Origin of the sequence: Luteibacter jiangsuensis, from assembly GCF_030812295.1 — a bacterium.
Lineage (GTDB): Bacteria > Pseudomonadota > Gammaproteobacteria > Xanthomonadales > Rhodanobacteraceae > Luteibacter > Luteibacter jiangsuensis_A.
Genome location: NZ_JAUSSK010000001.1, coordinates 457,954 through 483,741, shown reverse-complemented (window position 1 = coordinate 483,741; position 25,788 = coordinate 457,954). Strand labels below are relative to the sequence as shown.

The following is a 25,788-nucleotide window of genomic DNA, read 5'->3' as shown; positions in this document are numbered from 1 at the left end:
AGAAGCATGGAAGCACTCTCGCCTTCGATGGGCATGCCATTCGAGACGAGGCAGTTGCGATCCGCCGACGTCGTCTGGATCAACGAGCGCTGGTTCCTGAGCCAAGGCGTAGACATCCTGGAGCCATCGACCCGGGCGCGCATCGTCCAAGCTCTGAAGAACGATTTCGCGTATGCGGCCCCCCGACCGCCACGCGACCACGAGCCCGACGAGTTCTATACGTCGTCGACCCGCACGATGCACGCCGATCGCTACGGCGCACCCGGCGGCACCCCCAACCATGGCGGAAGTGGACGCTGCGGCTACGTGGGGGCATTCAATGCTAAAGGCATCGGTCCGACGTCGCTGGTGGGGAAGACAGCCGACTGGTATCACTCACATGGATGCATGTGGCTAGAAGAAGCCATACGTGAAGCGATTCTCGGCGAAATTGCCGATGCGGAGTTCCCCCATGGCGCGGTTCCAACGGTGGCGATCCTGAGAATCAATGATGTTCTGCAGAGACCGGACGGCAGTTTCGAACCGCATCGAGCCATCGCCGTACGGCCCAACTTCATCCGCCCCGCCCACTTCGAGCGCAGCATCTATTTCGGAAAAGGCGGAACAATCGAATCACCCCAGTTCCAGGATGCACAACGGACACGGGAAGCGATCGGGAACTTCTGCGACAAAGCCGGCCCGGATGGCTCACTTGGCGTAACCACTACCGGGATCGTCGACACGCTAGACCGGATCAGTCGGCAGATAGGCCACGGCTGGTTTCACCGGCTTCATCATGGTGGGTATTTTTCTTCGAACGTGACGGTCGACGGCGAGCTGGTCGACTTCGGATCGTTCCGGGCGCTTCCGGACTGGCGGCGCGCGCGCACGGTCCGTGCGGCGGCACCTTTCGGCGATGAGTTCAGCTATATGAAGCCGATGGTTGACTCGCTGGCCTTCTATTTTCGCAAGTACGCGCCGGCAACGCAGCAGCTTCCCGCAACCCACGTAGTCATTCGCCGCCTTTCGGAAATCGCGCTGACCGCCTTCGACGAAGCCTGCACGAAGGCTTTCGCGCTCGAAAGCATTCCCGCCGCACGTTCCGCGGTAAGGGTCAGGATCCTCGCCGAGGCCAGGGAAGCATTCATCCATGAGCAGCAGACCCTCGTCGATTACCTTGCCGCCAGACCACTCGGTCACCAGTCGGGGAGGCGTGACGTCGCCGACGCATTGGCCCATCGACTGACCTCATTGCTCCGCGACGCCGGGACGGAAACGGGAGCCATTGGAGCCGTGGATTCATGCAAGGCCGCCATGGCTCGCTGGCGCGCTCCGCGACGGCTCATAGTGAGGGAGAACCTGGTCCGCCTCACGAACTACCTATTGAAGTCTGGCGAAGCGAACGCCGAGGATGCATTTACGCACTTTATCGAGGGGTGCGTGTCTAAATCCCGTCGCTACTGGCCATCGCTGCCCCCGGGACTGGTGCTCCTCGCACAGCGTAGCGGCAGCCACAGCGCGGCGCTGTACTGCGCCGATCCAGTATCCGGCGATCGGACGCTGATCGTCGAGGGAACGCGTTGCGCTGAAACGGTGGCCATCTTCGGCCGGACAATAGCCCTTGCCATGCTTCCTCCGCTTGCGTCCCATGATCAGGGTCGAGGCAAAGTGTCTCTTGTCTTACCTTCTTGCGGCCTCGATGCCAAGTGCGGAGGACCGATAGCGATCGCCAACCAGACCGTCGAAATACCCTCGGCGGACCGGTTCTACCAGCCTCCCGATTGAGACGATCGCGACATGAAAATACTGACCGAATCACCCGACGGACATCATACTGACACCGCGAAGGCACTTGGCTATATCACCCAGCTGCTATGCACGGGGTCGCGCAAAGCGCTCCCGATCTCCGCGATCGCCAACTGGCTCACTCCCCCGGTCGCGTTGGGACAGTTCGTTCTTTACTTCGATGAACAGGGCAATCCCGTCGGCTACGCAACATGGGCGTTCCTCGCCGATGAGGTCTCGGCGCTTATGGAAAGGGACGTCATAAACCTGCTTCATCTGAGCGAATGGAACGAAGGGCTGAACCTTTGGGTGACCGATCTGGTCTGTCTTCCCGGTTTTTCCCGCCCCGTCATCCGACACCTTCGCGACGTGACCTTGGGAGATTTCCCTCTGGCGCGCTCACTCAAGCGCGATGCCGAGGAATCGCTGTTGCGCTCGAGGACATTTCGGGCGAGAAAGCGATCGCATTTCGACGTGGCCCCGTCCTGCTCACAGTGAGCCCCGGTCATGATCACCGACTCAGACCCAGATAGAGGCAGGCCTCACGCTGCGATAGCCCCCGACGAACCAACACGTCCACTGCATTGCGTTCTACGCCGATTCCCTGAGCGGTCTACCTGTCCATTTGGCCTAAGCAACGCTACTGCCATTGTCCAAAATCAAGGCCATTGTCCTTATCTTTCCTACGCATAGAGGTGGACAACTAAAGGATCGTGATACTGACGCCACCTTTGATAACCATCCCTAATCGCTCTGGCGTCGACTTCCAGTCAGGCACTTGATCGGCACACAGCGACTTCCTACCGGCTCATGCCCTCAGTCGAGACGGTGCATATCGAGCAACCCACCCTGGACCATTTGCCGAATGTGCAACTACGTAATGGGCACTGTTCGAAGTGCCATCTAGCTGATCAAACGTCGGCCCTAACATCGTGACGTCAGAATAATTGTGAAGTGGTGATGTCAGCTAACAGCGCATCCTGCTGTAGGGCAATCCCTACAAGTCGCAATAACTTGCGACACAACTCCCCACCGATCCGGCGCGAAATCAGCGATAGATGCGGCCTGACGCGCATTCGAAGCGAAACAAGGTCTCCTTGGGCGCGCTCCAGACCCGCGCTGAGGCCGACGGATCGCAAAAGCTTGCTATGGATTCTATAAACTAGGCTGGTATATATAAGTCCACGACCTCGTGAATCCGTCGAAGGAGGCAAGGATGCAGGTCATGGGGAAGAGTCGACTCCGTCGGCCACACGGCGGCCACCCGGCCGCGAAGCGTCTAGCGAGACACTCGGCAGGGCTCCGCTATGCGATGGCCTGATGCCCGTTCGGTAAACAAAGCAGATGACGTCACACCCCCGCCTTCGGCGGTGCTGGTAGCGATCCTTTGTGCCGTCTCTATCGCCACCTGCGTCGCCGTGGCGTACGCGTACTTCATTGGTTGAACTGACAAGGGGATGTCATGCGGCATGATGGAAACAGGCACCTTCACCTTACGATCCTGCCAACCGAGCGTTGTAATTTTCGCTGTACTTACTGTTATGAAGATTTCGCCATTGGCAAGATGAAGCGCCCGGTCGTCGACGGCATCAAGAACTTGATCAGACGGCGCGTTGAGAACGCGGGACTAAAGTCATTGCAGTTCGAATGGTTTGGCGGCGAACCCTTGGTCGCCAAGGACATCGTCCACGAGCTTGCTGACTACGCCTATGGCTTCTATGAACGCGGGGATCTGGAGGAGTTCGAGGGCGGCCTCACTACCAACGCGTTCCTTTTGGACCCTTCCACATTGGAAGCCTTGGTTTCCCGCCGACAACGCAATTTCCAGATATCTCTGGATGGCGACGAGGAAGCCCATAACCGCTCGCGTCGGTACGCGAATGGATCGGGGACATTCAGGGAAATCTGGGCGAACCTCGTTTCCGCTCATTCCTCTGACCTCGCATTTGAGACCATCCTTCGGCTTCACATCATGCCAGGCAACGAGCAGGGGTTGTACGAACTGACAGAGAAGATCGTGGCCCAATTTGGCGGCGACCCGAGGTATAGCGTCTACGTACGCCATATATCCGACCTCGGCGGGACCAATCTTAACGCAAAGGAAATGCAGACCATCTCGATGGCGGACGCTCACCGCATCTCCCTGCGTATCGAGGAGCGGCTCGTGAAGGCTGGCTTTGCCGTCTCCAATGGCGTCGGCAACATTTTCGAAAGTGCGATTAAGGTCACGGATATCAAGCTCAAGTCCGACGCTTTGGCAGAGGCCAAGTCTTCGAACGAAGACGATCACCAATTTGGTTACATCTGCTACGCGGCCAAGCCCAATCACCTGATGATCAGGGCGGACGGCAGGCTCGGCAAATGCACCGTCGCCCTCAATAGCAAAGGTAACGACGTTGGCCGCCTTCTCGAAGACGGCCGCGTGCAGATCGACGATGAGCGCATGAACTTTTGGCTTCGCGGTCACCTTAGCCGCAATCCTGAAGAGCTCGGTTGCCCGGCTCACTCGTACGGATGACGCCACGGTTTCATGGAGGATCGGTCTCGCGCGAGGAAACGCGCGTCAATCATTGTGCAATCACGGAGAATGGAAGATGAGTAATGGATCGACAGGACACGGCATCGTGTTCGTTTATGACGAAGATGGCCTCTTCGACATCCAGGACGATGCATCCCCGTACGACCTGAGCGGCGGCATCCAGGCATCCATGGCGGGTGCCCGGGAAGGACTGGTTGTTTCAGGATTCGCCTGCTCCAATGACAAGAACTGCAAATAAGGAAAACCAGCATGAGCAACGAGTCGAAGCTTTTTGTTTATGACGAAGATGGCTTGTTCGACATCGTCGACGCGGAGCAGGTCTCCCGCCTGAGCGGCGGCATCCAGTCGTCGATCGGCGGCCCCAGTGCCGAAGCCGTGTCGGGGGTGTTCTGTCACAACAAGGACTCCTGTCAGTGACATGGACGAGGGCCACCGGTCCTTAAGTCCCGGTGCCGCTTCGGCGGCACCGTTCCGACGTTCCGTGGGAGAGTTTTTGAATGCTTGGCTATTCCCTTGAGTCCGCATGGCATGGCACCCGCCGGCATCCGCTCATGTCGGCGTTCATGGTGCTCGCCGTCGCTCTGGGTATCAGCGCGCCGTTTTCAGCGATCGCCCTCGTAGAGCGACTTGGCGGAGACCCACTGCCCGGGCTCAGCTACACCATCTTCCACCCTCAGATAGAACCTCGCCCGGCAGAGGTGATCGCGCGGGATCCCGCGATGCCCGCTGACCTGACCCTTCAGGACGCAGAGGCGCTATACCAGCTACCGACCTCTCCTGCCGCCGCCATGATGAGCGCCAATCGTCTGCCGGCGAAGCGCGGCGGCGACGACTCCCCACTGCGGATGACCCACACGCGGGCGACGACTTGGCGCTTCTTCAGCCTCTTTGGCCTCCATTTCCTGGCGGGCCGAGGCTGGACCTCCGCCGATGATAACGACCGCGCACCGGTGGTGGTTCTATCGCGGGTGGCCAATGAACGAATCTTCGGCGGAAAGAACAGTGTCGGAAAGGAAATGCAGATCGCGACGCGTACCTTCCGGGTCATTGGCATCGTCGACGATTTCAATCCGAAACCGCATTTTTACGACCTTGGCAGCGGGCCGTTCGCGAATGCGGAAGACCTCTACATGCCGTTCAGGACCTGGATGGATCTTCCGCAGGATTACGGTTTTGGTCCTACTCACTGCTGGCCGGCCAGCGGGCAGTCCGGTGAACACCCCACGTCCCCGAATTGTACCTGGGTGCAATACTGGGTAAGCCTTACGGAACCTGACGCCGTCGCCCGCTTTCGGGAAAATCTGCAAGCCTACGTCAGCAGCCAAGTAGCGTCCGGTCGTTTCCAAGTCAACGCTACGCCGATGCTTAGTGACGTGCGGCGTTGGGTGGAAGTCAATCACGTGGTACCACCCACTGTTCGCATGCAAGCCGTGATTGGCGCCGGGGTCTTTCTTATCTGCATGATCAGTGCAATCGGTTTGCTCGTGGCCAAGTTCTCACGTTACGGTTCCGAGCTAGCCATCCGTCGCGCGCTCGGCGCAACCCGTAAAGACATCTTCCTGCAATGCCTGTTCGAAGCCGGCATCGCCGGTCTCGCCGGCGGGATTCTTTCCGTGCCCTTGACCTGGCTGGGCTTCAGGATGATCCAGCGGCAATCGCCCACCCTGATGGAAGGGATACACGTCGACGCCGCCGCGCTTTCGCAATCCGTCGCTGTGGCGGTCATCGTTATGTTCGCCGTTGGCCTCTACCCTGCCCTCCGATCCTCTCGGGTAGCGCCGGCTCAACTGATCAAGACGCTATGAACCGATTCCTGGACATCATTCCCACCATTCTTGCCATGCTTCGGCGGCAGAAGTTCATCCACGTCCTCTTGCTGTTAGAGGTTGCTGTCTTGACTGCGGTGATCATCAACGCCATGGCCGTCGTCGCCGCCACCCAAGACCGCTGGCAAACGCCGACTGGCATAGACGAAGCCAACATCGGCGTCATTCGGAGCATCGGGGTGATCGGTGCATCCAATCCCTCGACCGCCTCACAAAACCTGGAGCTTCTGCGCGAAATTCCTGACGTGGAATCGGCCGCGTATGGTGCGCCTCCCCTGATGAATACATCCACGATTGAGGTTCGCCGAAGTGCCGACGGTCATTCCACTTCGATCACCGCCTACCTCTTCCAGGGAAGCCAAGGGCTGGCGCACACCCTCGGCGTCGACGTGACGCAGGGGCGTTCCTTCAGTGAAAATGACCCGCCTCCCGCGGATTCCCTGACGGATTCCAGCGTTCTTCCTGTACTCGTAACTGAGGGCCTCTCCCGGCACCTGTTCCCCGATGACGGCGCTCTGGGTAAGGTTCTGTACTCGGACGGCAACCCGATGCGGGTGATCGGTGTCGTGCGCCACCTCCGCTCACAGTTGACGGGTGCCCCGACAGACGACGAAGGCATCGTCAGTGAGATACGCATTGAGCAGGAAAACGTCGGTGGTGCGTTTACCATCCGCGCTCGCAAGGGACGGCTGGATAACGCTCTTTCCCAAGCGGCTTCGGCCATGGAACTGCACAACCCGGGGCATGTGCAGGCCGATGTGTTCACTCTTCCGCAGAAGCGGCGGGAATACTTCGCCTCCGACATGGCAGTAACTCGGCTGCTTCTCGTCATCACCGTTATCCTCCTTACGATGCTGGCGTGCGGACTGGCTGCTCTCACTCATTTCCTCGTGCATCGTCGTCTCCGGCAGATCGGCATCATGCGAGCGCTTGGTGCCATGCGGCGCGATATTGTCTTTTTCTTTGCCTGCGAAAACTTCTTCGTGGCAGGTAGCGGCGTGGTACTTGGTACGATCATGGCCATCGGCGTGAACGTACAGTTGGCGGAACGATATGGCCTTGCCAGATTGCCGGCATCTCTTGTAATCGCAACAGTGGCGGGGATGTTACTCGTGAGTTTTTCAGCGGTTTCCCTCACCCTACGACGAACGGTCCGCCGAGATCCGGCGTTGCTGCTGAGATAACGCCCATGGCGACTATCGATCTTCGCAGGCTCATCACCGCCGATTCGCTCGTCGACACCGGACGGACACCCCGCAAGCCCATACTGCCTTGGCTGGATGGGCTGATCGAGAAGGCGGCCGCTATTGCCAAGAGGGGCGGAAAGATCGCCTCAAGCGAGTTCTCAGCCGTACAGAACAACTTCTCGCTGTTGACGTTACTTACGTCCGGAACCACCGCAGCTCGTCGTGAGTGCATCGACCAGATCCGGCACGCGATCGCGGAGCGTGCCATGGACGAGGTCGTGCAGCCCTGGGTAAACCTGGCCCGGCTTGATCGCATCGATGGCGATGTGAAAGGTTCAGCGAAAAAGCTCGCTGCCCTGCGGCGCCTGGCAATCCACGGCCGCGTGACTCTCGATGGCGTCAGCATAGGTAGCGAAAGTGACCGGCATTTCGCCGCCAGCGTCTTCGCCGGCGAGTATTTTCACTTGTCCATCTCCAGCACAGACGAGCTGACTCGCCACTTCCGGCGGATTGAACGCCTGTTTGGCCGAAAGGAACATCCTTTGTTTGCCGAGCAGCAGATCATCGCTGGCACCCATCACAGGGATATGGGCATGGTCAACGCCGGATTGTCGAATCGTGCCTGGTTTACCGATGCCAGGACCCGTCTCGCCGGCATGTATTACAGGGCCGTATGGGCGGCGCAACAAGGCGCCTTCCAACCTTCGGAAAAGTTGGCCATCGAGTTGCTGCGCCTGCCAGTGCCCATCGCTAACGCTGTGCCTGACCACGTCATGGTGAGGATTCTGTTCCGTGCCGCCCTTCTGAGACTCGCCTGCGGAGACACTGCATGCGCCACGGAACTGTTTCAACGCACGGAAGAATATGCGGAGTGCCTCGCGGACGCGGAATATGCGGCCAGGGCGGGCGCGGAACTCGAACGACTTGGCGGACTGACGACATGGCGCGAGGCTGCCGCGACCAGTGGCTATCGGATATTCCGTGACGTGCCGCCATTCTTCGATGGTCGGTGGGACAGCGAAATCGCATGGCGCCTGGAGCAGCTGCGCGATCGCGTTCACGGGCTTCGCCACCTCTCTTCATGTTCTGTCGACGGTGTGGCTTACGCATGAGGAAGCGACTGCCGGTTATCCTCCAGGCCGAGATCACGGAATGTGGCCTAGCGTGCGCAACGATGATTGGCCAGTACTACGGACACCGTATCGATCTCAGCTGGATGCGCACGCGCTACGCGTCCTCATTATCGGGCATGTCGCTGCGTCGCACGGCATCTGTAGTAGACGATCTCGGCCTGAAAGCACGGGTCATACGCTGCTCACCGAATGTCTTGCAGCGATTCGGCCGACCGTTGATACTCTATTGGGGCAATAATCACTTTGTCGTATTCGACGGCGTCAAGCGCGACCGCTACATCGTGCATGACCCAGCGAAAGGCCGATGCGAGATTGACGCAGCGGAATTCTCTCGTCAGTTCTCCGGTTACGCCATTGATGCCGAACCGGACGAAAATTTCGAGGTCATTGCGTACAGAAAACCGCCGCGTTTCGGCAATGAAGTGCGGAATATCATGCGTTCGCTGGTCGGTGCCGGCACACTACTCCTGCTGGTAGCGGTATGCCTTGAGCTTACCGGTCTCGTCGGTCCACTGCTGCTGCAATGGGTGATTGAGCGGGTAATCGGTGCACGCGATGTGAACCTGCTTTATCTTTTGAGCGGCCTTTTTGCTTTCGCGATCCTGCTCAAAGCCACCTTGAGCGTAGCCCGTGACTGGTCTATCGCCTCGGTCAGCGCGTCTTTTGTAAGGCGCTGGGGTAGCGATGTCTTCCATCACCTGCTCAGGTTACCGCTTCCGTACTTCGAGAAGCGGAATATAGGCGACGTCTTGTCTCGTTACCTTTCGATCCAGTCAATCCAGTCGATCCTGTCCACGAACATCATATCTTCGATCATCGATGGCGGCACCTCCTTGATCGCACTGGCGCTCATCTCGGCTTATTCATGGTGGTTCACGCTATTAGCCGCATCTACCCTCTTGGTATACGGGTCCATACGCCTGTTTATCTATACCCCCCTGATGCTGGCGAATCAGGAGCAACTCAATGCCAGCGCACGGCAGGAAAGTCTCATGATCGAATCGGTCAGAGGCATCGCCACTGTCAAGCTCTTCAATGATCATGGCGGACGAACGGACCGGTTCACGTCCCTGTTCACGCTCACGCTCAACAAGATGATCCGCGTTAAGTTCCTCAGTTCCATGGCACGTTCGGGAAACGAAGCTATCATGGGGCTGTGTCGCCTCGGAATCATCGCCCTGGGCGCGCGCGGGGTGCTTGGCGGCAGTTTTACCATTGGCGCATTCGTGGCGGCCGTGGCCTACGTCGAGATGTTCTTGCTCAAAGCGGCGGCGCTCGTCGATAACTTGATCGAGCTCCGGCTGCTCGACCTTCATGTGGATCGCTTGCGGGACATCACCGAGCAGACCAAGGAAGATCTTGGAAAGGGATTCTCTCCGACACGTGTTGGTGCGCTTCGGTTCGAGAACGTCGGATTTAGATACGCGGACGACGAACCGTGGATCCTTCGCCATTTCAACGAAACCATCAAGCCGGGCGAGTCCGTGGCCTTGGCGGGTCCGTCAGGCGTCGGAAAGACGACGCTCGTGAAACTCATCCTGGGGTTTCTGGAACCGACCGAGGGACGCATTCTTTACGATGGCGTTGATATCGCGGACATTGGGCGCGGCGGATTCCGTTCCATCTGTGGCACCGTACTCCAAAGCGACAGACTCTTTTCCGGCTCTGTTGAAGACAATATCTGCTTCTTCGAGACGGACCGCGACCAAGAGAGAATGGTTCACGCCGCACGCTTGGCAGCCATTGACGACGAGGTCCAGGCTTTCCCGATGGGCTACAAAACCTTGGTCGGAGATATGGGATCTGCACTTTCGGCGGGACAAGAACAGAGGATCCTCCTGGCAAGGGCTATCTATCGAAGGCCACAATTGCTCCTGCTCGACGAGGCCACCAGCCATCTTGACGTGGTGAACGAGCGCCTGATCAGCCGTAACGTCGCGGCCTTGAACATGACGCGAATGATGGTCGCGCATCGTCCCGAAACGATCGCGTCCGCGGAGCGTGTGATCCACCTGGATTATCCAGAGGTAGGTGAGCGGGATGCTCCGGTGACGGAGCGTACCGTGGTACAACAACCGGCGTGATCGTGTAGCCCAACGTGCGCTAGGCCCAGTAGGCTTTGGTACCCCGATACAGGCTCGACCGAAACCCTTGTCGCCAATGAGATTCCTGGCATCACTTACTGCTCCATACCTGACACCATCTCATCGATATGACGCCTTAAGAATCAGCCGCTTGCACTGTAGGCCAACCTACACCCACGTTATGCTCATTGTGTGATCCGATTGACGGCATACAGAAGCGCCGGCATTTTGCCGGCGCTTCTGTAACTCCGCTATCGACTTAAGCCCGTTTGAACAGGCGTAAGATAAACAGCAGTATCACCGCACCAAGCGTCGCGGTAGCGATAGAACTGAGCAGGCCGCCGCCAAGGTTGATGCCAAGAACACCGGCCAGCCAGCCGCCGATGAACGCACCGACGATGCCGACGATGATGTCGACAATCACGCCGAAGCCGCCGCCTTTGACCAACAATCCGGCAAGCCAACCGGCTACTGCGCCGATGATCAGCCATACGATAATACCGTGTGATGCCATTGTCGGAGACTCCGTGAAGATACCTGTGGACGAAACGACCGTCGGCTGAAAACGCTGGGCCAGTTTAGGCCTGGAAGGCAACTTTACGTTGGATGCTTCAGCGCCACCACAGCCCGACGGAACAGATCGCGCATTTTCGGGTCCACCGCAACCAGGCGGTCCACCGAACGCAGCATGACGAGCGAGGCATAATCTCCCAGGGCCGCGTCGCCCCACTCCGCCAATAGAATCCTGCGCAACATGGGTAGACGAACTTCGGCGAGCGACACAGCGTCTTCGGGGTCGACCGTGCTCACCAGTTCGTGGAGGTCACGTCTCATCGCAACCTCCCTGGCGCCGAGCGTGGATGAAGCACTGAGATGGAGATGGCTTTCAATGCGACACAGCACGTCTAGCAATGAGCTGCGCTGAAGCGCCAATCCCTCATGTACAGGGGGAGGCATAAGTGGCCTTATCGGCAACTGGATTGGACCAGGATGACTGGGTATTGCGATGGCGTCAGCCGTGCGCAAGAAGTGTTGCAGCATCTCGTATGCTCTACCCCTCTCTAGTTACAACTAAATCCCGGCAGCCAAGCCCTATCGGGGGCAAATGCGGACTCGACTGCCGTCGACGTAATCGTCGACACATACACGTCCCTGGTATGCGGAAAACCGTTGTGTGACGTGCATGGATTCCTGGTTCAGCCCTGGGGCACGATGCCGTCACATCTCGTGGTTCGTAATGTGAGCGACTGGCCTCGCGATTGGAATCAGAAAAGTCCTAGACGGGCTGAAAGGTGCCGCCCACGCCGCCGCGATGCACGAGCGTGAGGCGGTCGAGGCGGTCGAGGCGTAGGTGACACCAGCCGTACGGTGGCGGCTATCCTTTCTTAGAACAGGCCGTTGGAGCGGGCGTAGTCGTATAACTGTTTGTCGCCGTCCAGACCGAGCTTGCGCATGGCATCGCGCTTCTGCTGGCTGACGGTTTTCACGCTACGTCCTGTGCGGCGGGCGATTTCGGAGACAGTAAGGCCCTGCGCCAGGAATCGCACTACTTCGGCCTCGCGCGGGGATATCGACCCCGGCTCGTTGTTGGCTATCGCCGTCTCTTCGATCTGTTTACGCGTACGTTCGCTGAGATAGATGCGTCCCGCGCAGATGACATCGATCGCAAGTATCAGCTCCCGGGTCATCGCCATCTTGTCGACGACGCCACCCACCCCGATCGCAAGCATGCCTTGCACCAGAGCGGGATTGCGGAGCATCGTGAGTACAAGGATGGAAAGCTTCGGATAATTTTCGCGTATCCCGGCCAACATGGACAGGCCATCCTCGGAAGGCTGATCGCCCGGCATGGAGAAATCGGTGATAAGCAGATCGCAAGGTTCGCGTGACAGCAAGCTGGCCAGCTCCCTGCCATTGCTCGCCTCGCCAATGATGCTGAACCTGTCCCCGTAACTTTGCAGCGCTGCTTTCAACCCCATCAGTACAACAGGATGGTCGTCGGAAATAATGACCCGCACTGCGCACCTCACCCTACGGTTTACGGTTAGCCCATAACTTAGCCATCACCACCGCGTATAAATCTGTGCACGCGGCATGATTTGTGCATGAATTGGTGGTAATTGTAACATGAACGCGCAGCAAAGCCTGCCATGAACTCAGTCAGCACTGCGGCGTCGAGGAGCGATATGCCGACCACACTGCCCCATCTGTTGCCCGGGATCGCTACCTTCGACGCATCGTATGGAGTCACCTGGATCAACAATCAGGCGACCCCTATTTCCGCCACTACGCTTGTGCTCGCCGTGCTGCTGATCCTGGTGGCAGTCGTGGCGATGGGGCTTGCCTGGCTGCTGCAAGCCCATGTGAGCAAGGCCAGGCGCCTGCATGAGGAACTCCTCGCTCAGCGTTCGTTTTCCGAAGGCGCCCTGGACGCATTGCTTGCGCCTGTGGCCATCCATGACCTTGATGGACGCATCGTCGGCACGAATGCGTATTACCGACAACACCCCGCCGCTGCGGAAGCGATGACGGCGGCGATCTTGAGTGAAGGTTTCGGCGGAACAGCGGATGGACACGACCCTCGTGAAATCGATTACACATTCGATGACGGCATGCCGCGGCAGGCGCTGTTATGGAATCGCCCGATCCTCACGGAGAGCGGGCAACTCGTCGGGTCTATCGGCATCCTCATCGACGTCACGGCGTTTCGTGACGCGGAACGCGCCGCGCGGATCACCGACCTGGGTTTACGCGACATCGTTCAGCAAATCCCCGTGGTGGTCTTCACCATACTCAGAGACACACAGGGGGTCCGCCATCTCACGTTTTCCGCCGGCGATGCGCGCGCCCTGTTCGGTCTGGAATTGGTGGACCTACTCGGCACGGGCGACGTGCTTCATGAGCATGTGTTGCAAGGCCGCATTCATCCCGACGATATGGCCTCTTTCGGTCGACTGATCTTCCCCGCCACCACCGACCCGGGGCAACGCTCGCTCGATTTCCGCGCATTCGGCCGCGACGGCCTGCGCTGGATTCGCGCGACGCTTGCGACGCAGCAGTTGCCTGATGGAAGCGTGCGGCTGATTGGTTACTTCATCGATACGACCGAACTCAACGCGCGCAACGAAGCCCTGCGAATTGCGCGCGATGTCGCCGAGCGTGCATCGAAGGCAAAAGCGGATTTCCTGGCCACGATGAGCCATGAAATCCGTACGCCAATGAATGGCGTGATCGGCATGCTTGAATTGCTCGGACGCACGCCGATCGACGCTGAGCAGCGTGAGCTTCTACGTGCCGTTGAGGATTCTGCGGACGTATTGCTCCAGGTACTGAACGACATCCTGGATTTTTCCAAACTCGAAGCGGGTGATCTCAGGCTGGACGAAACGCCATTCGATCCGCGTGTATTGGTCGACAACGTCATAAGCGTAATGGCGGCACGTGCTCAGACGAAAGGCCTTGGCATCCATATTGCTATCGATGCCACCGTCGCAGGCATCTTGCGCGGCGACAGCGTTCGCCTGCGCCAGATCCTATTGAACCTGCTGAGCAACGCCATCAAATTCACGGAGCGGGGCAGCATAGCCGTGCGCATGGTCGTGCTTGGCGACGAGAGCGATCGCCAGCACTTGCGCATCAGCGTCACGGATACCGGCATCGGTATTCCAGGAGAGAAGCAGGCCACGCTGTTCAAGCCGTTCACCCAGGCCGAGGCCTCGACCAGCCGGCGTTATGGAGGCACCGGGTTGGGCCTTGCCATCTGCCGCCATCTGGTCGAACTCATGGGTGGCGCGGTCGAGTTGAGCAGCGAGCCCGGCGTGGGAACGACGGTGGGAGTTGAAGTCCGCCTCTCTGTAGTGCGGCGAGAAGTCGTCGCACCCGCCGGACTGCATGGGCGCCATGCGGTCGTGAGGATCGGCTCGGCTGAAACGGCAAGGTCATTGAGCGAGCACCTGAAGTCCTTGGGCATGACGGTGGAACAAGCCATGCCATCGCAAGCGTTACGCGAAGGCATGGCGGCGAGCTTGCTGTTTATCGACCCCGCCGATAAAGACAGTGAGTCCCTGATCAGTGCTCATGTCATTGCCATTACCGGCGATGCAGGTCCTTCGACGGTGGGGGATGACCGGGTGCCCCTGAGCGCGAACCCGCTGAAGTGGCAGTCACTGGTGCGCGCCTGCCTTGTCGCACTCGAGCTGCGCGATGAAACATTGCAAGAGACCGGTGAGGGGCTATCGTCGGGCGCGATAGCGGACTCCGATCCGTTGCCTTTGTTCTTGGCTGGTGTACCGGTCGATCGCGGGCACATCCTGGTCGCCGAAGACCATCCGGTGAGCCAAAAGCTGATCCTTCGGCAGTTGGCGATCCTCGGCTTGAGTTGCGAAGTGGTGGACAACGGGCGGGACGCTTTGGAGGCCCTGATCGGTAACGAATACGCGATGCTGCTCACTGACTGCAACATGCCCTTGATGAGCGGATACGAACTCGCTATGGCATGGCGCCAGTACGAAGCGGAGACCGGTCGCCAACGACGGCTTCCCATCCTCGCCATGACCGCCAACGCCCTGGCCGGGGAGGCCGTGCGCGTCCGCAACGCCGGCATGGACGACACCCTGAGCAAACCGCTGCAACTACTCCCGCTCAGCCAGAAAATCCGCCAGTGGTTGCCGGAACAACCGGCATCCGCGCGTGCCCATATACCCCATGCTTCCGACGCCGTACAGCTGGCCAGACTGACCGGCGGTAACGAGGAGGCGGGTCTGTACGCCGAAATGCTGCAGGCCTTTTCCAGCGCCAGTCGCGACGACCTGCTTGAACTACACCGTTGCGTCGAAATGGACGACGCGGCGGCGGCATCCTTGAGCCTGCATCGCCTGCTTGGTGCCCTACAACTGTTTAACGATGGCGCATTACTTAGCCAGGGCAAGCAATTGCTTGAGTCCCTGCATACGGAACAGGCGAACGACGCCCTCTCCCAATTGCCCGGTTTTGCCCTGGAAGTCGAGACCCTGCTCTCAGGCCTGAATAACCAACTAGCTGAATAGACAGGTCAAATAGCAATTTTTCCGAAACTTCACGATAATAACACCGTCTTTGTGCCGCATCAGGCCTGTCGAATCCGGACGGTTCGGCGTGCCTGGAAGGATCGCGCGGCGGAGCGCTTGGGGGCGCAACAGGAGTGAGGTTATGTCACGCAAGGTTTTGGGGCAGTCCCGGCTTCGCCGCTGGTTGTTTGCTGTGTCGCTCGCTATCGCTTTCGGTCCTATATTTTTTGCACCGGCATTTGCCACGCCGGCTGCCGACTGGAACTATCGGGTACGTCCCAACGACACAATCTGGGATCTGACCGGGCGTTACCTGAAACCGGGCATCCCCTGGCAGAAACTCCAGGACTACAACAAAGTCGCCGATCCGCTTCATCTGCCGCCGGGCATGACTCTGCACATTCCGGTGGCGTGGCTGCGGCTGGAACCCGCGAGGGCCAGGGTGATTGCCGTCATCGGCCATGCCACAGCCACCCTGCCCGGCACCGCGCAGGCGATGCCCGTGACGCAAGGCATGTCGTTCGGTTACGGCGCTACGCTGGTGACCCAGAGTGATTCCAGCCTCACCCTGGAGTTCGCGGACGGTTCGCGCATTCTCGTGCAGAGCAACAGCGAGCTCGCTCTTGATCGGCTTAGCGCCTACAAAAACACAGGCATGGTCGACACCCGCGTACGTCTGCAGCGAGGGCGCATCAACAGTGACGTTACCCCCATGAGCGGGAACGCCGCGCGATTCAATGTGTCGACTCCAGGCACGATTTCCAGCGTGCGCGGCACCCACTTTCGCGTGATCGCCGATTCGGCGACCGATGAGGCGCGAACCGAGGTGATCTCCGGCAAGGTCGATGTCGGCAACGACAAGCGACATGTACTGGCGACGACCGGACTGGGCGTGACCACCGCCGGGGAAGCTTCTCCGGGACAACCGCAATCGCTGCTTCCGGCACCGGCACTGCAATGCCCGGTAGTCCCGATCAATCAGTTTCCTTACGAGTTTCAGTGGCAGGCTTTGAACGGCGCCCGGCACTATCGCGTGCAGGTCGCGTCCAGTGCGAAATTCGAGGCCCTGCTGCTGGACCGCGTCGTCGATGATACCCGTGCGGTCATTCCCGATTTGAGCGATGGCACCTATGCGATCCGCGTGCGCGGTGTCGGCACAAGCGCGCTCGAAGGCCTAGACGCCACCTGTTCGGCCATATCCATCGACAACCACCCGCGACCGCCGCTGATCGTGTCGCCGCAGCCAGATAGCCGGGTGCGCGATACCCGACCGGCATTCCGTTGGACGGAAAGCCAGCAGGCTACGTCCTACGCCTGGCAGCTGGCTAGCGACCCGGCATTCGAACACCTGTTGGCCGATCAGCCGCAGGTGACGGGAAGCGAGGTGCGCCCGGCCCATTCGCTACCTCTTGGCCGCTACTACTGGCGCATCGCCAGCCGCGACGACACCGGCAAGGTGGGTCCGTACACCCACGCACTTCCCTTCGATCTGGTATCCGAACCACCCGCTCCGGTACCTGGCGAACCCAAGCGCTCGCATGGCGATCTGACACTGAGCTGGCCAGCGGGCCAACCGGGTCAGCGCTATCACGTACAACTGGCGCGTCATCCAGACTTCACCCGGCCAGAAGTGGATGCCACGCTCGACAGACCGGAAATCGACCTCAAGAAGCTGTCTTCCGGCAAATGGTATGTACGCGTGCAAACCATCGACACCGACGGCTATGCCGGACCATGGGGCTCGGTGCAGAAAACGCGCATGCCATGCGTGGCCTGCCGCTGGGCAGCGGCAGGCGGCGGTGCATCGTTGCTGTGGCTGCTACTTTGATGCCATGAACCGCTGCAGCCGAACCGACGCATGGAACCTCGCCGATGTCGCAGCGGTCGACGATGCGTACTGATCCGCTCGTCGTACTCGGGCGTGTGCTGACCTGGATGATCGGCGTGGCCTCGCTCACCCTGATCATGGCGAGCGGCGCGGCCACCCGACTCGACAACACATTCTACGACCTGCACATGCGTCATTGGTCGTATCGGACCAGCGACGCCGTGGTTATCGTGGCGGTCGACGCGAAGAGCCTGTCCAGGCTCGGCAATTGGCCGTGGCCGCGCGCGGTGCATGCACGACTGCTCGATCGCCTCACCGATGCGGGCGTTCGCGGTGTCGGTATCGACATCACCATGGCCGAGCCCGACATCAATCACCCAGAAAACGATCGCGCTTTCGCGCAGGCCATTCGCCGAAACGGGCACGTCGCCATGCCCGTATTCGCCGAAGCCGCCGAACTCGGCGGAACACTGGAAGAAATGTTGCCCACGCAGGAGATCGCCAGTGAGGCGTCTGCCTTCGGTCACGTCGATGCCGCCAAGGACGATGACGGCGTCATTCGTGGCGCCTATCTGAAAGCTGGCCTGGGGCGCCCGTACTGGCCGGCCCTCGCCCTCGCCGTCTATGGTATGGACCGGAAAACGCAAAAGCCGGTACTGCCCAGCCTGCACAGACCGGATACGGACATGGAATCGCCTTACCAATGGATGCGCGACGACTATGTCCTGCTCCATTTCGCCGGACCGGCCGGTAGCTTCGACCAGGTCTCCTACGTCGACCTGCTGGAAGGCCATGTGTCGCCCGCGCTACTCAACGGACGCTGGGTATTCGTCGGTGCGACGGCCTCGGGACTTGGCGACCTGCTCGACACCTCGGCTTCGGGTGGCGAAGAGCGCATGCCGGGCGTGGAGTATCAGGCCAACCTGCTCGAGTCCATCGAAAACGCCAGCACGCTGACACCACTGAACTTCACGAACCAGCTCGTCATCGGCGCCACGTTGCTGACGTTGCCGTTGCTGCTCTACGGTCTGCCCGGATTTCGCCAGATGTGGACGATCGCACTGGTCGCGCTGCTCGCATGTTTCGGAACGAGCATTGCACTCTTGCGGATGGAGGGATGGTGGTGGCCGCCCCTGGCCTGCGTGATGGTCATGACTGCCGGCTTGGGCGGCTTCTCGGCGCTGCGAAAGTTAAAGGACCGCCATAACGCTTCGAGGTGAGGTTGAATCAGGCTATAGGCACCCGTCAAGCCTCGGGGGCGTCCCCGCGCGGAGGCAATGTTGTCTCGTGCGCGCGGATGAACGCCGCGAGACCATCGGCAGGCAATGCTTCGCCAAACAGATAGCCCTGTGCTTCAGTGCACGCCTCTTCCTTTATGTGCGCGAGCTGCACTGCGGTTTCGATGCCTTCCACAGTGGTGCCGATGCCCAGCCTTGCACAAAGCTGGGAGATGGCGCTGATCAAAACGTTGCCTTCTGCGTTGGGGCCGAGGTCGCGGACGAACGATTTATCGATCTTCACTTTGTCGAACGGAAAAGCGCGCAAGTATCCCAATGACGAATAACCCGTGCCGAAGTCATCCATGACAATGGCGACGCCGCTTACTTTCAGCTTCAGCAAGGTGGCCGATGCGGCCTCGATGTTGGCGAGCAGAGCATTCTCCGTGATCTCCAGCTCCAGGCGGGTCGGAGCAAGCTGAGAGGCGGCGAGCGCGTTTTCCACCATTTCATGCAGCCGCGGATGGGCAAGTTGAGATGCCGAAACATTTACCGCCACACGGAGGCGTTCGGGCCAGCTGCAGGCGTCCCGGCACGCCTGCTCGAGGATCCAGCGGCCTAATGGAATGAGGAGGCCAATCTCCTCCGCCAGATCGAAGAAATCCATCGGCATGAGCAGGCCACGGCTGGGATGTTCCCAACGCAAGAGGGCTTCGAATCCCGACAGCTTGCCGCTCTTCACCTCGATCATGGGTTGATAGTGAACGACAAACTCGCCGCGCGAGAGGGCCGCACGAAGATCCAGCTCGAGTTGACGACGTAGCTGCATGCGGACGTCCATATCCGCCTCGAAGAAGCAATAACGCCCCTTGCCCTCCCCCTTTGCACGGTAGAGCGCAAGATCCGCGTTTTGCAGAAGGCGGTCGGTTCCTGGCGCAAGGTCATCGATCACGACCACGCCGATGCTTGCCCCGATGACGATCGAGTGGCCGTCCAACTCGTAGGGTTCCTTGATGGCATCGATGATGCGCCCGGCGATCAACGAAGCATCGTCGGGCTGACGCTCCGAACCAAGGAGTATCGCGAACTCATCGCCGCCCAGTCGTGCAACAAGATCCGTTTCGCGAAGAATCCCTTTCAAACGACCCGTCACCGCGATCAGGAGAGCATCGCCGGTTGGGTGACCCAGCGTATCGTTGACGTCCTTGAAGCGATCGAGATCCACGCACAACAAGGCACTCCGTCGCCCGCGATGAGCATCGGTAACCGCTATCTGCAGCCTATCGTGGAACAGGCTGCGATTGGCCAGTCCGGTCAGGGCATCGTGATGGGCGAGGTAGGCAATGCGCGCCTGTGCTTTGCGCCGGGCATCGGCGTCTTCCAGGACACCCACCCATTCGACAGGTTCCTCACCCTCGACCCGTGCCCCGCGACAGCGCACCCAACGCCATCCGCCGTCGGCACCCATGACGCGGAACTCGATGTCGAGACTAACCTCCAGTGACACGCTCCGGTCCCACGCATCCTCCATCGCCGAAAGATCCGCGGGGTGTATTCGTTGCATCCAACCCTTGCCGACGGCCGCGTCATCGCTCTGCCCGGTCAATTCCCGCCAACCGTTGATAGCCGTCAATGTACGCTCGATGTTGCAGCGCCAGAGCACGAGCGCCCCCGCCTCTGCGATGGACCGGTAGCGTTTCTCGCTGCTGCGCAACTTCTCCGCCAGTCGTTGTGCATCCTGGGCGCGCTGTTCCAGGGTCTGCTCCGCGAGCAGGAGGCTTTCCTGAAGCTCCCTGATCTCGCGTATCGACGAACTGGGCAGTTCCCCGACATGACCCACGTCGTCGACCACGCGCCGGCTTCGTGCAACGAGGGATTGCATGGGAACCAGGATGCGCTGGGCAAAGCGATGCGCGATAGCGAACGCCGCCAGCGTGGCGACAAACCATGCACCGATCATCCACCAAAGCGGCACTTTCCACCCGGCATCGAACGAATCGATCGGCTGGCCGACCACCAAAGCCCAGCCCGGTGCGTTATCGAGCTTGCGGAAAGCGAAGATCACCATTCCTCCTTCCTTGGTGCGTGCGGAGAAGAGTCCTTCGTTCGTTCCCAGCGCCAGAAGCTTGTTCCAGTCCGGTACGGGCTTGCCCAGGTAGGCCTCGGGTGAACGCGAGCGTGCGGCGATATGCCCCGTGGAATCGACGACCGCAACAAGCAGCTCGGAGCCCGTCGCATGGCTCCTTTGAATCACGTTGATCAGCTGATTGGATGGCTGCAGCAGGGCCATGACTCGTGACGGGGATCCGGATGTCGCCATGGGAAGCGTGATCGCGACCCGTGGTAGCGTCGAGCCTTCGATGCGGATGAGGTTGGAAATGCGAGCCTGCGACTCGGCGAGCGTGCGCGCGTACAAATCGGGTGGAAGCACTCCCGCCCCCTCTTTTTCAGAGTTGAGTACGAGAACGCGAGTGTCGTCTCCGATTCCATTGGAGGATCGTAACAAGGCGGTTGCCTGCTCGCTCGTGAGACCGTTGCCACCAACGTTGGCCAGTAGCCGGAGGCTTGCGATGTTGTCACGAATACCATCGTCGACCGCGTGGCTCAGCGCCTGGGCGGTTTCGCGTAAACGCTCTCGCGAACTCTCACGAAACTCCCGTCCGGCGAGCGCGATCGCGATGACACCCATCAGAAGCATGGGGATCACTGTCACCAGCACGAGGGTACCCAGGCTCATGCGCAAGCCGCGCACTTTATGACTAGACACTATGCACCCCCATCCTCAGGATTCGCATCCCTTACGTAGCCTGGACGCAGGAACGATCTTCACCAATTGGTTGAGGTTTGTCGACCGATTCGACGACGGGCGAGTCGCCATGCCCAATCTCACCGGCCTGCGACATAGTGCGTCGCAGGTCTCAGTTTGCGACACCGCACTCCCCGGCGTGCCCGAAACGGTGGCACGGATGACGATTGTGCAAGCAGTACGGTGGCCGCCTCTCTAGGTTGACGCCCTGTCCCGCGCATCACGCGTGGCCCTCCCCATGGACCCTCGCATGCCACTCCTTCCACGGGCCGTCATCGTCCCCGCCCTGCTCCTTGCCTTCCCGTTTGCCGAGGCCCGGGCCACCCCACCGCCGGCTGCGTTCTCACGGGTTGTCGGCAGCACCGTTCGTGCGCCCGCCGCGACGCGGGCGACGCCGGGTCCCGTGACGCTGCCCATCGAGGTCCTCGGTGATGGCAATCCCGATGCGCCACTGGTGGCAACAGCCGGCTTCTCACTTGCCACGGCGGATGCTGCCGCCACGACAACGCTCTGGTTTGTCTGCCACCGGTGCGGCTTTTATGGCGCACCGGAATATGAGGTGACCACGCATGCACCGGTGAAGGTCAAGGCAAGCGTGCGGGTCTTGGGTGGCGCGTCGCCGTCGGACACCACCATTCCCTGGACCGACATCACGGATGCGACGGTGTCGCTGCCGGATGCCGAACGCATCCATGGCGGCATCAACGGCGGGTTCTACACCACGCACGTGACGCTCACGCTCGACGCCGCCACACGTGTGCGCCTGGTCGCCGCACCTGGAATCAACCGCGTCGAGTTCCGCTTCAACGGCACCGACGGGGAGTCCAATGGCTTTCGCGTGGTCGACGTGCAGTTTCGCGATGCGCAAGGCCGGCAGCGCGACCAGCAGGGCACGGTGTCGGTCGACCCGAAACTCGAGCGCACGGCAGGCTCGGTCTATACGGCGGATGTCGAGGCGGGACGCACGCTCTGGTACGCCCGGGACAACAACCGGAAGTCGCCCATCGTGAATCGCACCATCCACGCGGCCTGCGCGCAGTGCCATGCCGACAACGGGCGGGATCTTGAGTACTTCAACTACTCCAACGCGGCCATCGAGGCGCGGGCACGGTTCCATGGCCTGAGCGGTGCGCAGGCCGCCCAACTCGTCGCCTATCTTCGCTATTCGCTTCGCGACGTGCCCTTTGCCGCCCTCGCCCGCCCGTGGAATCCGCCCTACCAACCGGGTCCGGGGATGGAATGCACGGGCCCGGCGTGTGAAATCAACTGGGCTGCCGGCGCCGGGCTCGACGCGGTGCTCGACAATCCATCGGACGCCATGGCGGCCTTGTTTGACAAGCCCGTGGGGAGCCAGCTTGTGCTCACGCAGGCTGACATCGACCGGGTGATGGACCCGAACGCGACGATGAACGTGCGCGCCATTCCGGTGGCCATGCAGTTTCCCGACTGGGACGCCTGGCTCCCGACCATCCATCCCGACGACGTCTGGCCGGAGGGGGCCGCCGGGTCGTTCGAACAGGGCGCCCGGTTCAGTGCGTCGGGCGACCGCGTGCTCGACCCCAACGGTCAGTACCACGCGATGGTGTCGTGGCTGACGGCGCATCTCAATCCGAACGGCATCCGGGGGGACTGGAGCCACCTGTCCCCCGCCGACCGTAACGAGGCCCAAGCCATGTTCACCGCGTTCGGCTGGGAAGCGTACAACTTCATCGGGGGTGGTCGCGGCAACCACATTGCGACGAGTGGGGTCTACGGCGCGCAGGTCGGTGCCGACACATTGCAGGCGGCGGTGTCGACTGCAACCACCGCGCAGGGAGACCCGGCAGCGTTTACCCGGGAAGCGTTCATCGAACGGGCCGTGGGCAGCGTGCTCCACTGGAATGCCGTCAAGCAGTGGGAGGTCACCCAGGATTTCGCGCTCGAAGGCAACCAGCAATGGTTCATTGGCGACAAGGACCCGGTCTCGGGCGCCTGGCGCGGCCGGGGCGAGGCGCACGGCTGGGTCTTCAACACCCCGAGTGCGTTTTACCTCGCGCCCCACATGCTCTACCAGGACGCCTACGGTGCCGACGGGACGCACCGCGAGTGGATTCTCGGCTGGGAGACGGGAAATGTCGTCGCTTCGTACTACCGGACAAACCAGTGGTATCAGCTGCAGATGACACTCAACCCCGGCGGGCAGAGTGGGTGGGTGAACTACCCCATGGACTGGCCGTACCTCACGGGTTTCGACGAGATCCTCGGCAACTTTGTCGGGGACGCGGACCCGGTAACGAAGGCGCAGCAAAGCACGCATTTTGTCCGGCTGCTGCAAGCACGCATCAAGTCCGCGCAATACGTCAACAACGGCATCACGCTGTACGACCCGAACGAGCCTGACCTTGTCGCCAACGCGGGGCGCTACGGGCGCGCGCAGACGGAAAAGCACCTGACGCCGACGAATTTCATGGACAACGGCGTCGCGCTCGGCATCTGGCCGTCCAAATACCGCTTCCTCGATGATGTGCAGCCAGGCTTGTTCCTCGAAGTGGTCAATGGCGCCATCAGCCAGTTCAACACGCTTTATGCGGCCACGGACGCCGGCGCCTGGCGCCGGTGCGACCCGGCCAACACCATGCTCGGCGACACGGAGACGTATTCGGGCTTCCGCTATTGCCTTGACGCCCGGCGCACACCGATGGGCACCGACAGCAACGGTCGCATGTACATGTTCCAAGACCCGTACTTCCGCTCAAGCACGGAGCAGACCGACCAGTTTGGCGTGTGGGAGGCCACCCGCATGGGCGCCGAGCCCAAACGCCTTGCCATATGGTCGGGGTGGGTCAACCGCATGTGGCCGGTGTCGAACCCCTGAGAAGGAACACCGGAGACCGTCACGTTGCGAGTATCCGCGGGTTTGCGCAAACCGGCCCCACGCCGGGACTCATTGCGCAAGAGAGCCGGCCGATGCGTCGTCGGCCGGCTCCATGGATGTGGGCGCCATGGCGGCCAGAAACGCTGCCGCGAGATCCAGCCTACTTGAATACCGAAAGATCAACCGCCTCCCCCATCGCCACATACCCCGCAGCACCCGGATGCAACCCATCCTCCGATCCAAACTCCGCACGCATGTTCACCGGATTGGCGGGATCCCTCGCGACCTGATCGAAGTCGATCACGCCGTCTGCCTCACGCGACGTCCGTATCCAACGATTGACCGCTTGCCGCGTCCGCTCGTTGCCGGGGGAATAGTGGGTCATGGACGAACCGAACGGCATGATGGTCCCGATGATGACCTGGACGCCACGCGCGTGAGCGCGGGCGATGATCTGTCGATAACCGGCGATCAGGTCCTCGGGTGTCACCACGGGATGGTTGCCGAACACCGCATGCCCCGACATGCCGATATCGTTCGAACCTTCGAGGACGATGAGGTGCGATAGTCCGTCGATCCGCAGAACGTCGCGGTCCAGGCGGGCAAGCGCGGACGGTCCCCAACCGGACCCCAGGACGCGATTGCCGCCTATGCCGGCATTCACGACGGCATAATCGCCGCCACTCCGGCGCGCCGCGAGCCTGCTTGCCAACGCTTCCGGCCAACTGCGGGTCTCCGTGAGCGCGGGACGATTGCCATCGGTAATGGAGTCACCCAGTGTTGCAATGACTCGTCGGGAGGGCGGCGACAAAACGGCGACGCCCGTGACGGCAGGTCTGCCCACCATCGGCGTTCCCCCGGCAAGTTCGTTCTTCATCGTCTGGTCGCCGGCCGCCACCACGACCGTACCGCCTCCCAGAGGATCGAGTTTGAATGACCCTGTGGCGTAGGTGCTGACGATCAATTCGGTGCCGGGTGCCACCGGGAGCGTGATGGGATCGCTCAGAACCGGAGCGCCCACAGGGACGCTGACACTACGACGGCCGCCAAAGGTGATGGATTTGAGCGTGCCCGATTTGGACACATATCCCTCTCCGGCGAGCCCGACGCTCGCGGCGGCAAGGACCAAGGGGTCCGTCCCTTCCTCGTTCGAAATGCGGATGCGAATCTGCGGCCCTCGTGCGGACACGGCGAGGCGGACCCGCTGGGTACCGCTCGCGGTTTGCGGCCGCATCTGCTCGACCGCTTCCGGTGGCATCTTGAACTTCTCCACCAGCATCTTTATGAACTCGGGTGCCAGCGGATCGTAATGAGCAGGACTGGATTGGTAGGCCTCGCGCCAGACCTGCGTTTCCGTAGGTGCTGCCGATGCCTGGGCCACTGCGCCGAGAGCGCCCGTCACCGCAAGGGCAACCCCGAAAAATCCAGCTTTCGAAAACAGCTTTGTAGCCATTGGGCTCTCCCGCACCGAGGTACGAAAAATCGTGTTCGATCAGCCGCCGTAC

18 protein-coding genes are annotated in these 25,788 nt (G+C 60.7%); 13 read left to right on the top strand and 5 right to left on the bottom strand.

From position 1 onward, the window contains the following. Window positions 1–6 precede the first annotated feature (6 nt). The 9 genes from J2T07_RS02120 (at window position 7) to J2T07_RS02080 (ending at window position 10,533) form a co-directional block, all read left to right on the top strand. On the top strand, window positions 7–1,764 hold the full coding sequence (locus J2T07_RS02120) for a hypothetical protein (protein WP_306846915.1): 1,758 nt from the start codon (window positions 7–9) through the stop codon (window positions 1,762–1,764). A 12-nt stretch (window positions 1,765–1,776) separates the two neighbouring features. Then, window positions 1,777–2,262: a toxin-activating lysine-acyltransferase gene (locus J2T07_RS02115; protein ID WP_306846914.1), complete on the top strand. Its 486-nt coding sequence runs from the start codon at window positions 1,777–1,779 to the stop codon at window positions 2,260–2,262. Between the two features lie 964 nt (window positions 2,263–3,226). After that, window positions 3,227–4,282, top strand: coding sequence for a radical SAM protein (locus J2T07_RS02110; protein WP_306846913.1), 1,056 nt, complete (start codon window positions 3,227–3,229; stop codon window positions 4,280–4,282). A 76-nt stretch (window positions 4,283–4,358) separates the two neighbouring features. Then, window positions 4,359–4,541, top strand: a complete 183-nt coding sequence (locus tag J2T07_RS02105; RefSeq protein ID WP_306846912.1) for a hypothetical protein — start codon at window positions 4,359–4,361, stop codon at window positions 4,539–4,541. A gap of 11 nt (window positions 4,542–4,552) precedes the next feature. Continuing rightward, the gene (locus J2T07_RS02100; RefSeq protein WP_306846911.1) at window positions 4,553–4,720 is read left to right on the top strand and encodes a hypothetical protein; all 168 of its coding nucleotides are present in this window, start codon (window positions 4,553–4,555) and stop codon (window positions 4,718–4,720) included. An 80-nt stretch (window positions 4,721–4,800) separates the two neighbouring features. Next, window positions 4,801–6,108, top strand: coding sequence for an ABC transporter permease (locus tag J2T07_RS02095; RefSeq protein ID WP_306846910.1), 1,308 nt, complete (start codon window positions 4,801–4,803; stop codon window positions 6,106–6,108). After that, complete coding sequence (locus tag J2T07_RS02090; protein WP_306846908.1) at window positions 6,105–7,313, top strand: ABC transporter permease; 1,209 nt, start codon at window positions 6,105–6,107, stop codon at window positions 7,311–7,313. Before J2T07_RS02095 ends, J2T07_RS02090 begins: the two co-directional genes overlap by 4 nt. 5 nt (window positions 7,314–7,318) lie before the next feature. Beyond that, window positions 7,319–8,428, top strand: coding sequence for a hypothetical protein (locus J2T07_RS02085; RefSeq protein WP_306846907.1), 1,110 nt, complete (start codon window positions 7,319–7,321; stop codon window positions 8,426–8,428). After that, window positions 8,425–10,533, top strand: a complete 2,109-nt coding sequence (locus J2T07_RS02080; protein ID WP_306846906.1) for a peptidase domain-containing ABC transporter — start codon at window positions 8,425–8,427, stop codon at window positions 10,531–10,533. Before J2T07_RS02085 ends, J2T07_RS02080 begins: the two co-directional genes overlap by 4 nt. Window positions 10,534–10,792: 259 nt before the next feature. On the opposite strand, the gene J2T07_RS02075 is transcribed toward J2T07_RS02080, so the two are convergent. The 3 genes from J2T07_RS02075 to J2T07_RS02065 all read right to left on the bottom strand — a co-directional run bounded on the left by J2T07_RS02075 (window position 10,793) and on the right by J2T07_RS02065 (window position 12,551). Next, a complete protein-coding gene (locus tag J2T07_RS02075) occupies window positions 10,793–11,047 on the bottom strand; it encodes a GlsB/YeaQ/YmgE family stress response membrane protein (protein ID WP_306846905.1) in 255 nt (84 codons plus the stop codon). A gap of 83 nt (window positions 11,048–11,130) precedes the next feature. Further along, the gene (locus J2T07_RS02070) at window positions 11,131–11,367 is read right to left on the bottom strand and encodes a hypothetical protein (protein ID WP_306846904.1); all 237 of its coding nucleotides are present in this window, start codon (window positions 11,365–11,367) and stop codon (window positions 11,131–11,133) included. Window positions 11,368–11,918: 551 nt separating this feature from the next. Further along, window positions 11,919–12,551 carry a response regulator transcription factor gene (locus tag J2T07_RS02065; RefSeq protein WP_306846903.1) on the bottom strand — a complete coding sequence of 211 codons (633 nt, stop codon included), beginning with the start codon at window positions 12,549–12,551 and terminating at the stop codon, window positions 11,919–11,921. A 168-nt stretch (window positions 12,552–12,719) separates the two neighbouring features. On the opposite strand from J2T07_RS02065, the gene J2T07_RS02060 reads away from it, so the two are divergent. From J2T07_RS02060 to J2T07_RS02050, 3 genes are all read left to right on the top strand, one after another. Continuing rightward, entirely contained in the window at window positions 12,720–15,578 is a 2,859-nt protein-coding gene (locus J2T07_RS02060) for a hybrid sensor histidine kinase/response regulator (RefSeq protein WP_306846902.1), read from the top strand. Window positions 15,579–15,720: 142 nt separating this feature from the next. Further along, window positions 15,721–17,406 (top strand): FecR domain-containing protein, encoded by a 1,686-nt coding sequence (locus J2T07_RS02055; RefSeq protein WP_306846901.1) that lies wholly within the window; start codon window positions 15,721–15,723, stop codon window positions 17,404–17,406. A 62-nt stretch (window positions 17,407–17,468) separates the two neighbouring features. Further along, window positions 17,469–18,626 carry a CHASE2 domain-containing protein gene (locus J2T07_RS02050; protein ID WP_306846900.1) on the top strand — a complete coding sequence of 386 codons (1,158 nt, stop codon included), beginning with the start codon at window positions 17,469–17,471 and terminating at the stop codon, window positions 18,624–18,626. 25 nt (window positions 18,627–18,651) lie between these two features. On the opposite strand, the gene J2T07_RS02045 is transcribed toward J2T07_RS02050, so the two are convergent. Then, window positions 18,652–21,360, bottom strand: coding sequence for a bifunctional diguanylate cyclase/phosphodiesterase (locus tag J2T07_RS02045; RefSeq protein ID WP_306846899.1), 2,709 nt, complete (start codon window positions 21,358–21,360; stop codon window positions 18,652–18,654). Between the two features lie 319 nt (window positions 21,361–21,679). Between J2T07_RS02045 and J2T07_RS02040 the strand changes: the two genes are divergently transcribed. Beyond that, on the top strand, window positions 21,680–24,283 hold the full coding sequence (locus tag J2T07_RS02040) for a hypothetical protein (RefSeq protein ID WP_306846898.1): 2,604 nt from the start codon (window positions 21,680–21,682) through the stop codon (window positions 24,281–24,283). Window positions 24,284–24,443: 160 nt separating this feature from the next. Here J2T07_RS02040 and J2T07_RS02035 read toward each other — a convergent pair whose 3' ends face one another. Then, complete coding sequence (locus tag J2T07_RS02035) at window positions 24,444–25,736, bottom strand: SGNH/GDSL hydrolase family protein (protein WP_306846897.1); 1,293 nt, start codon at window positions 25,734–25,736, stop codon at window positions 24,444–24,446. Window positions 25,737–25,788 lie beyond the last annotated feature (52 nt).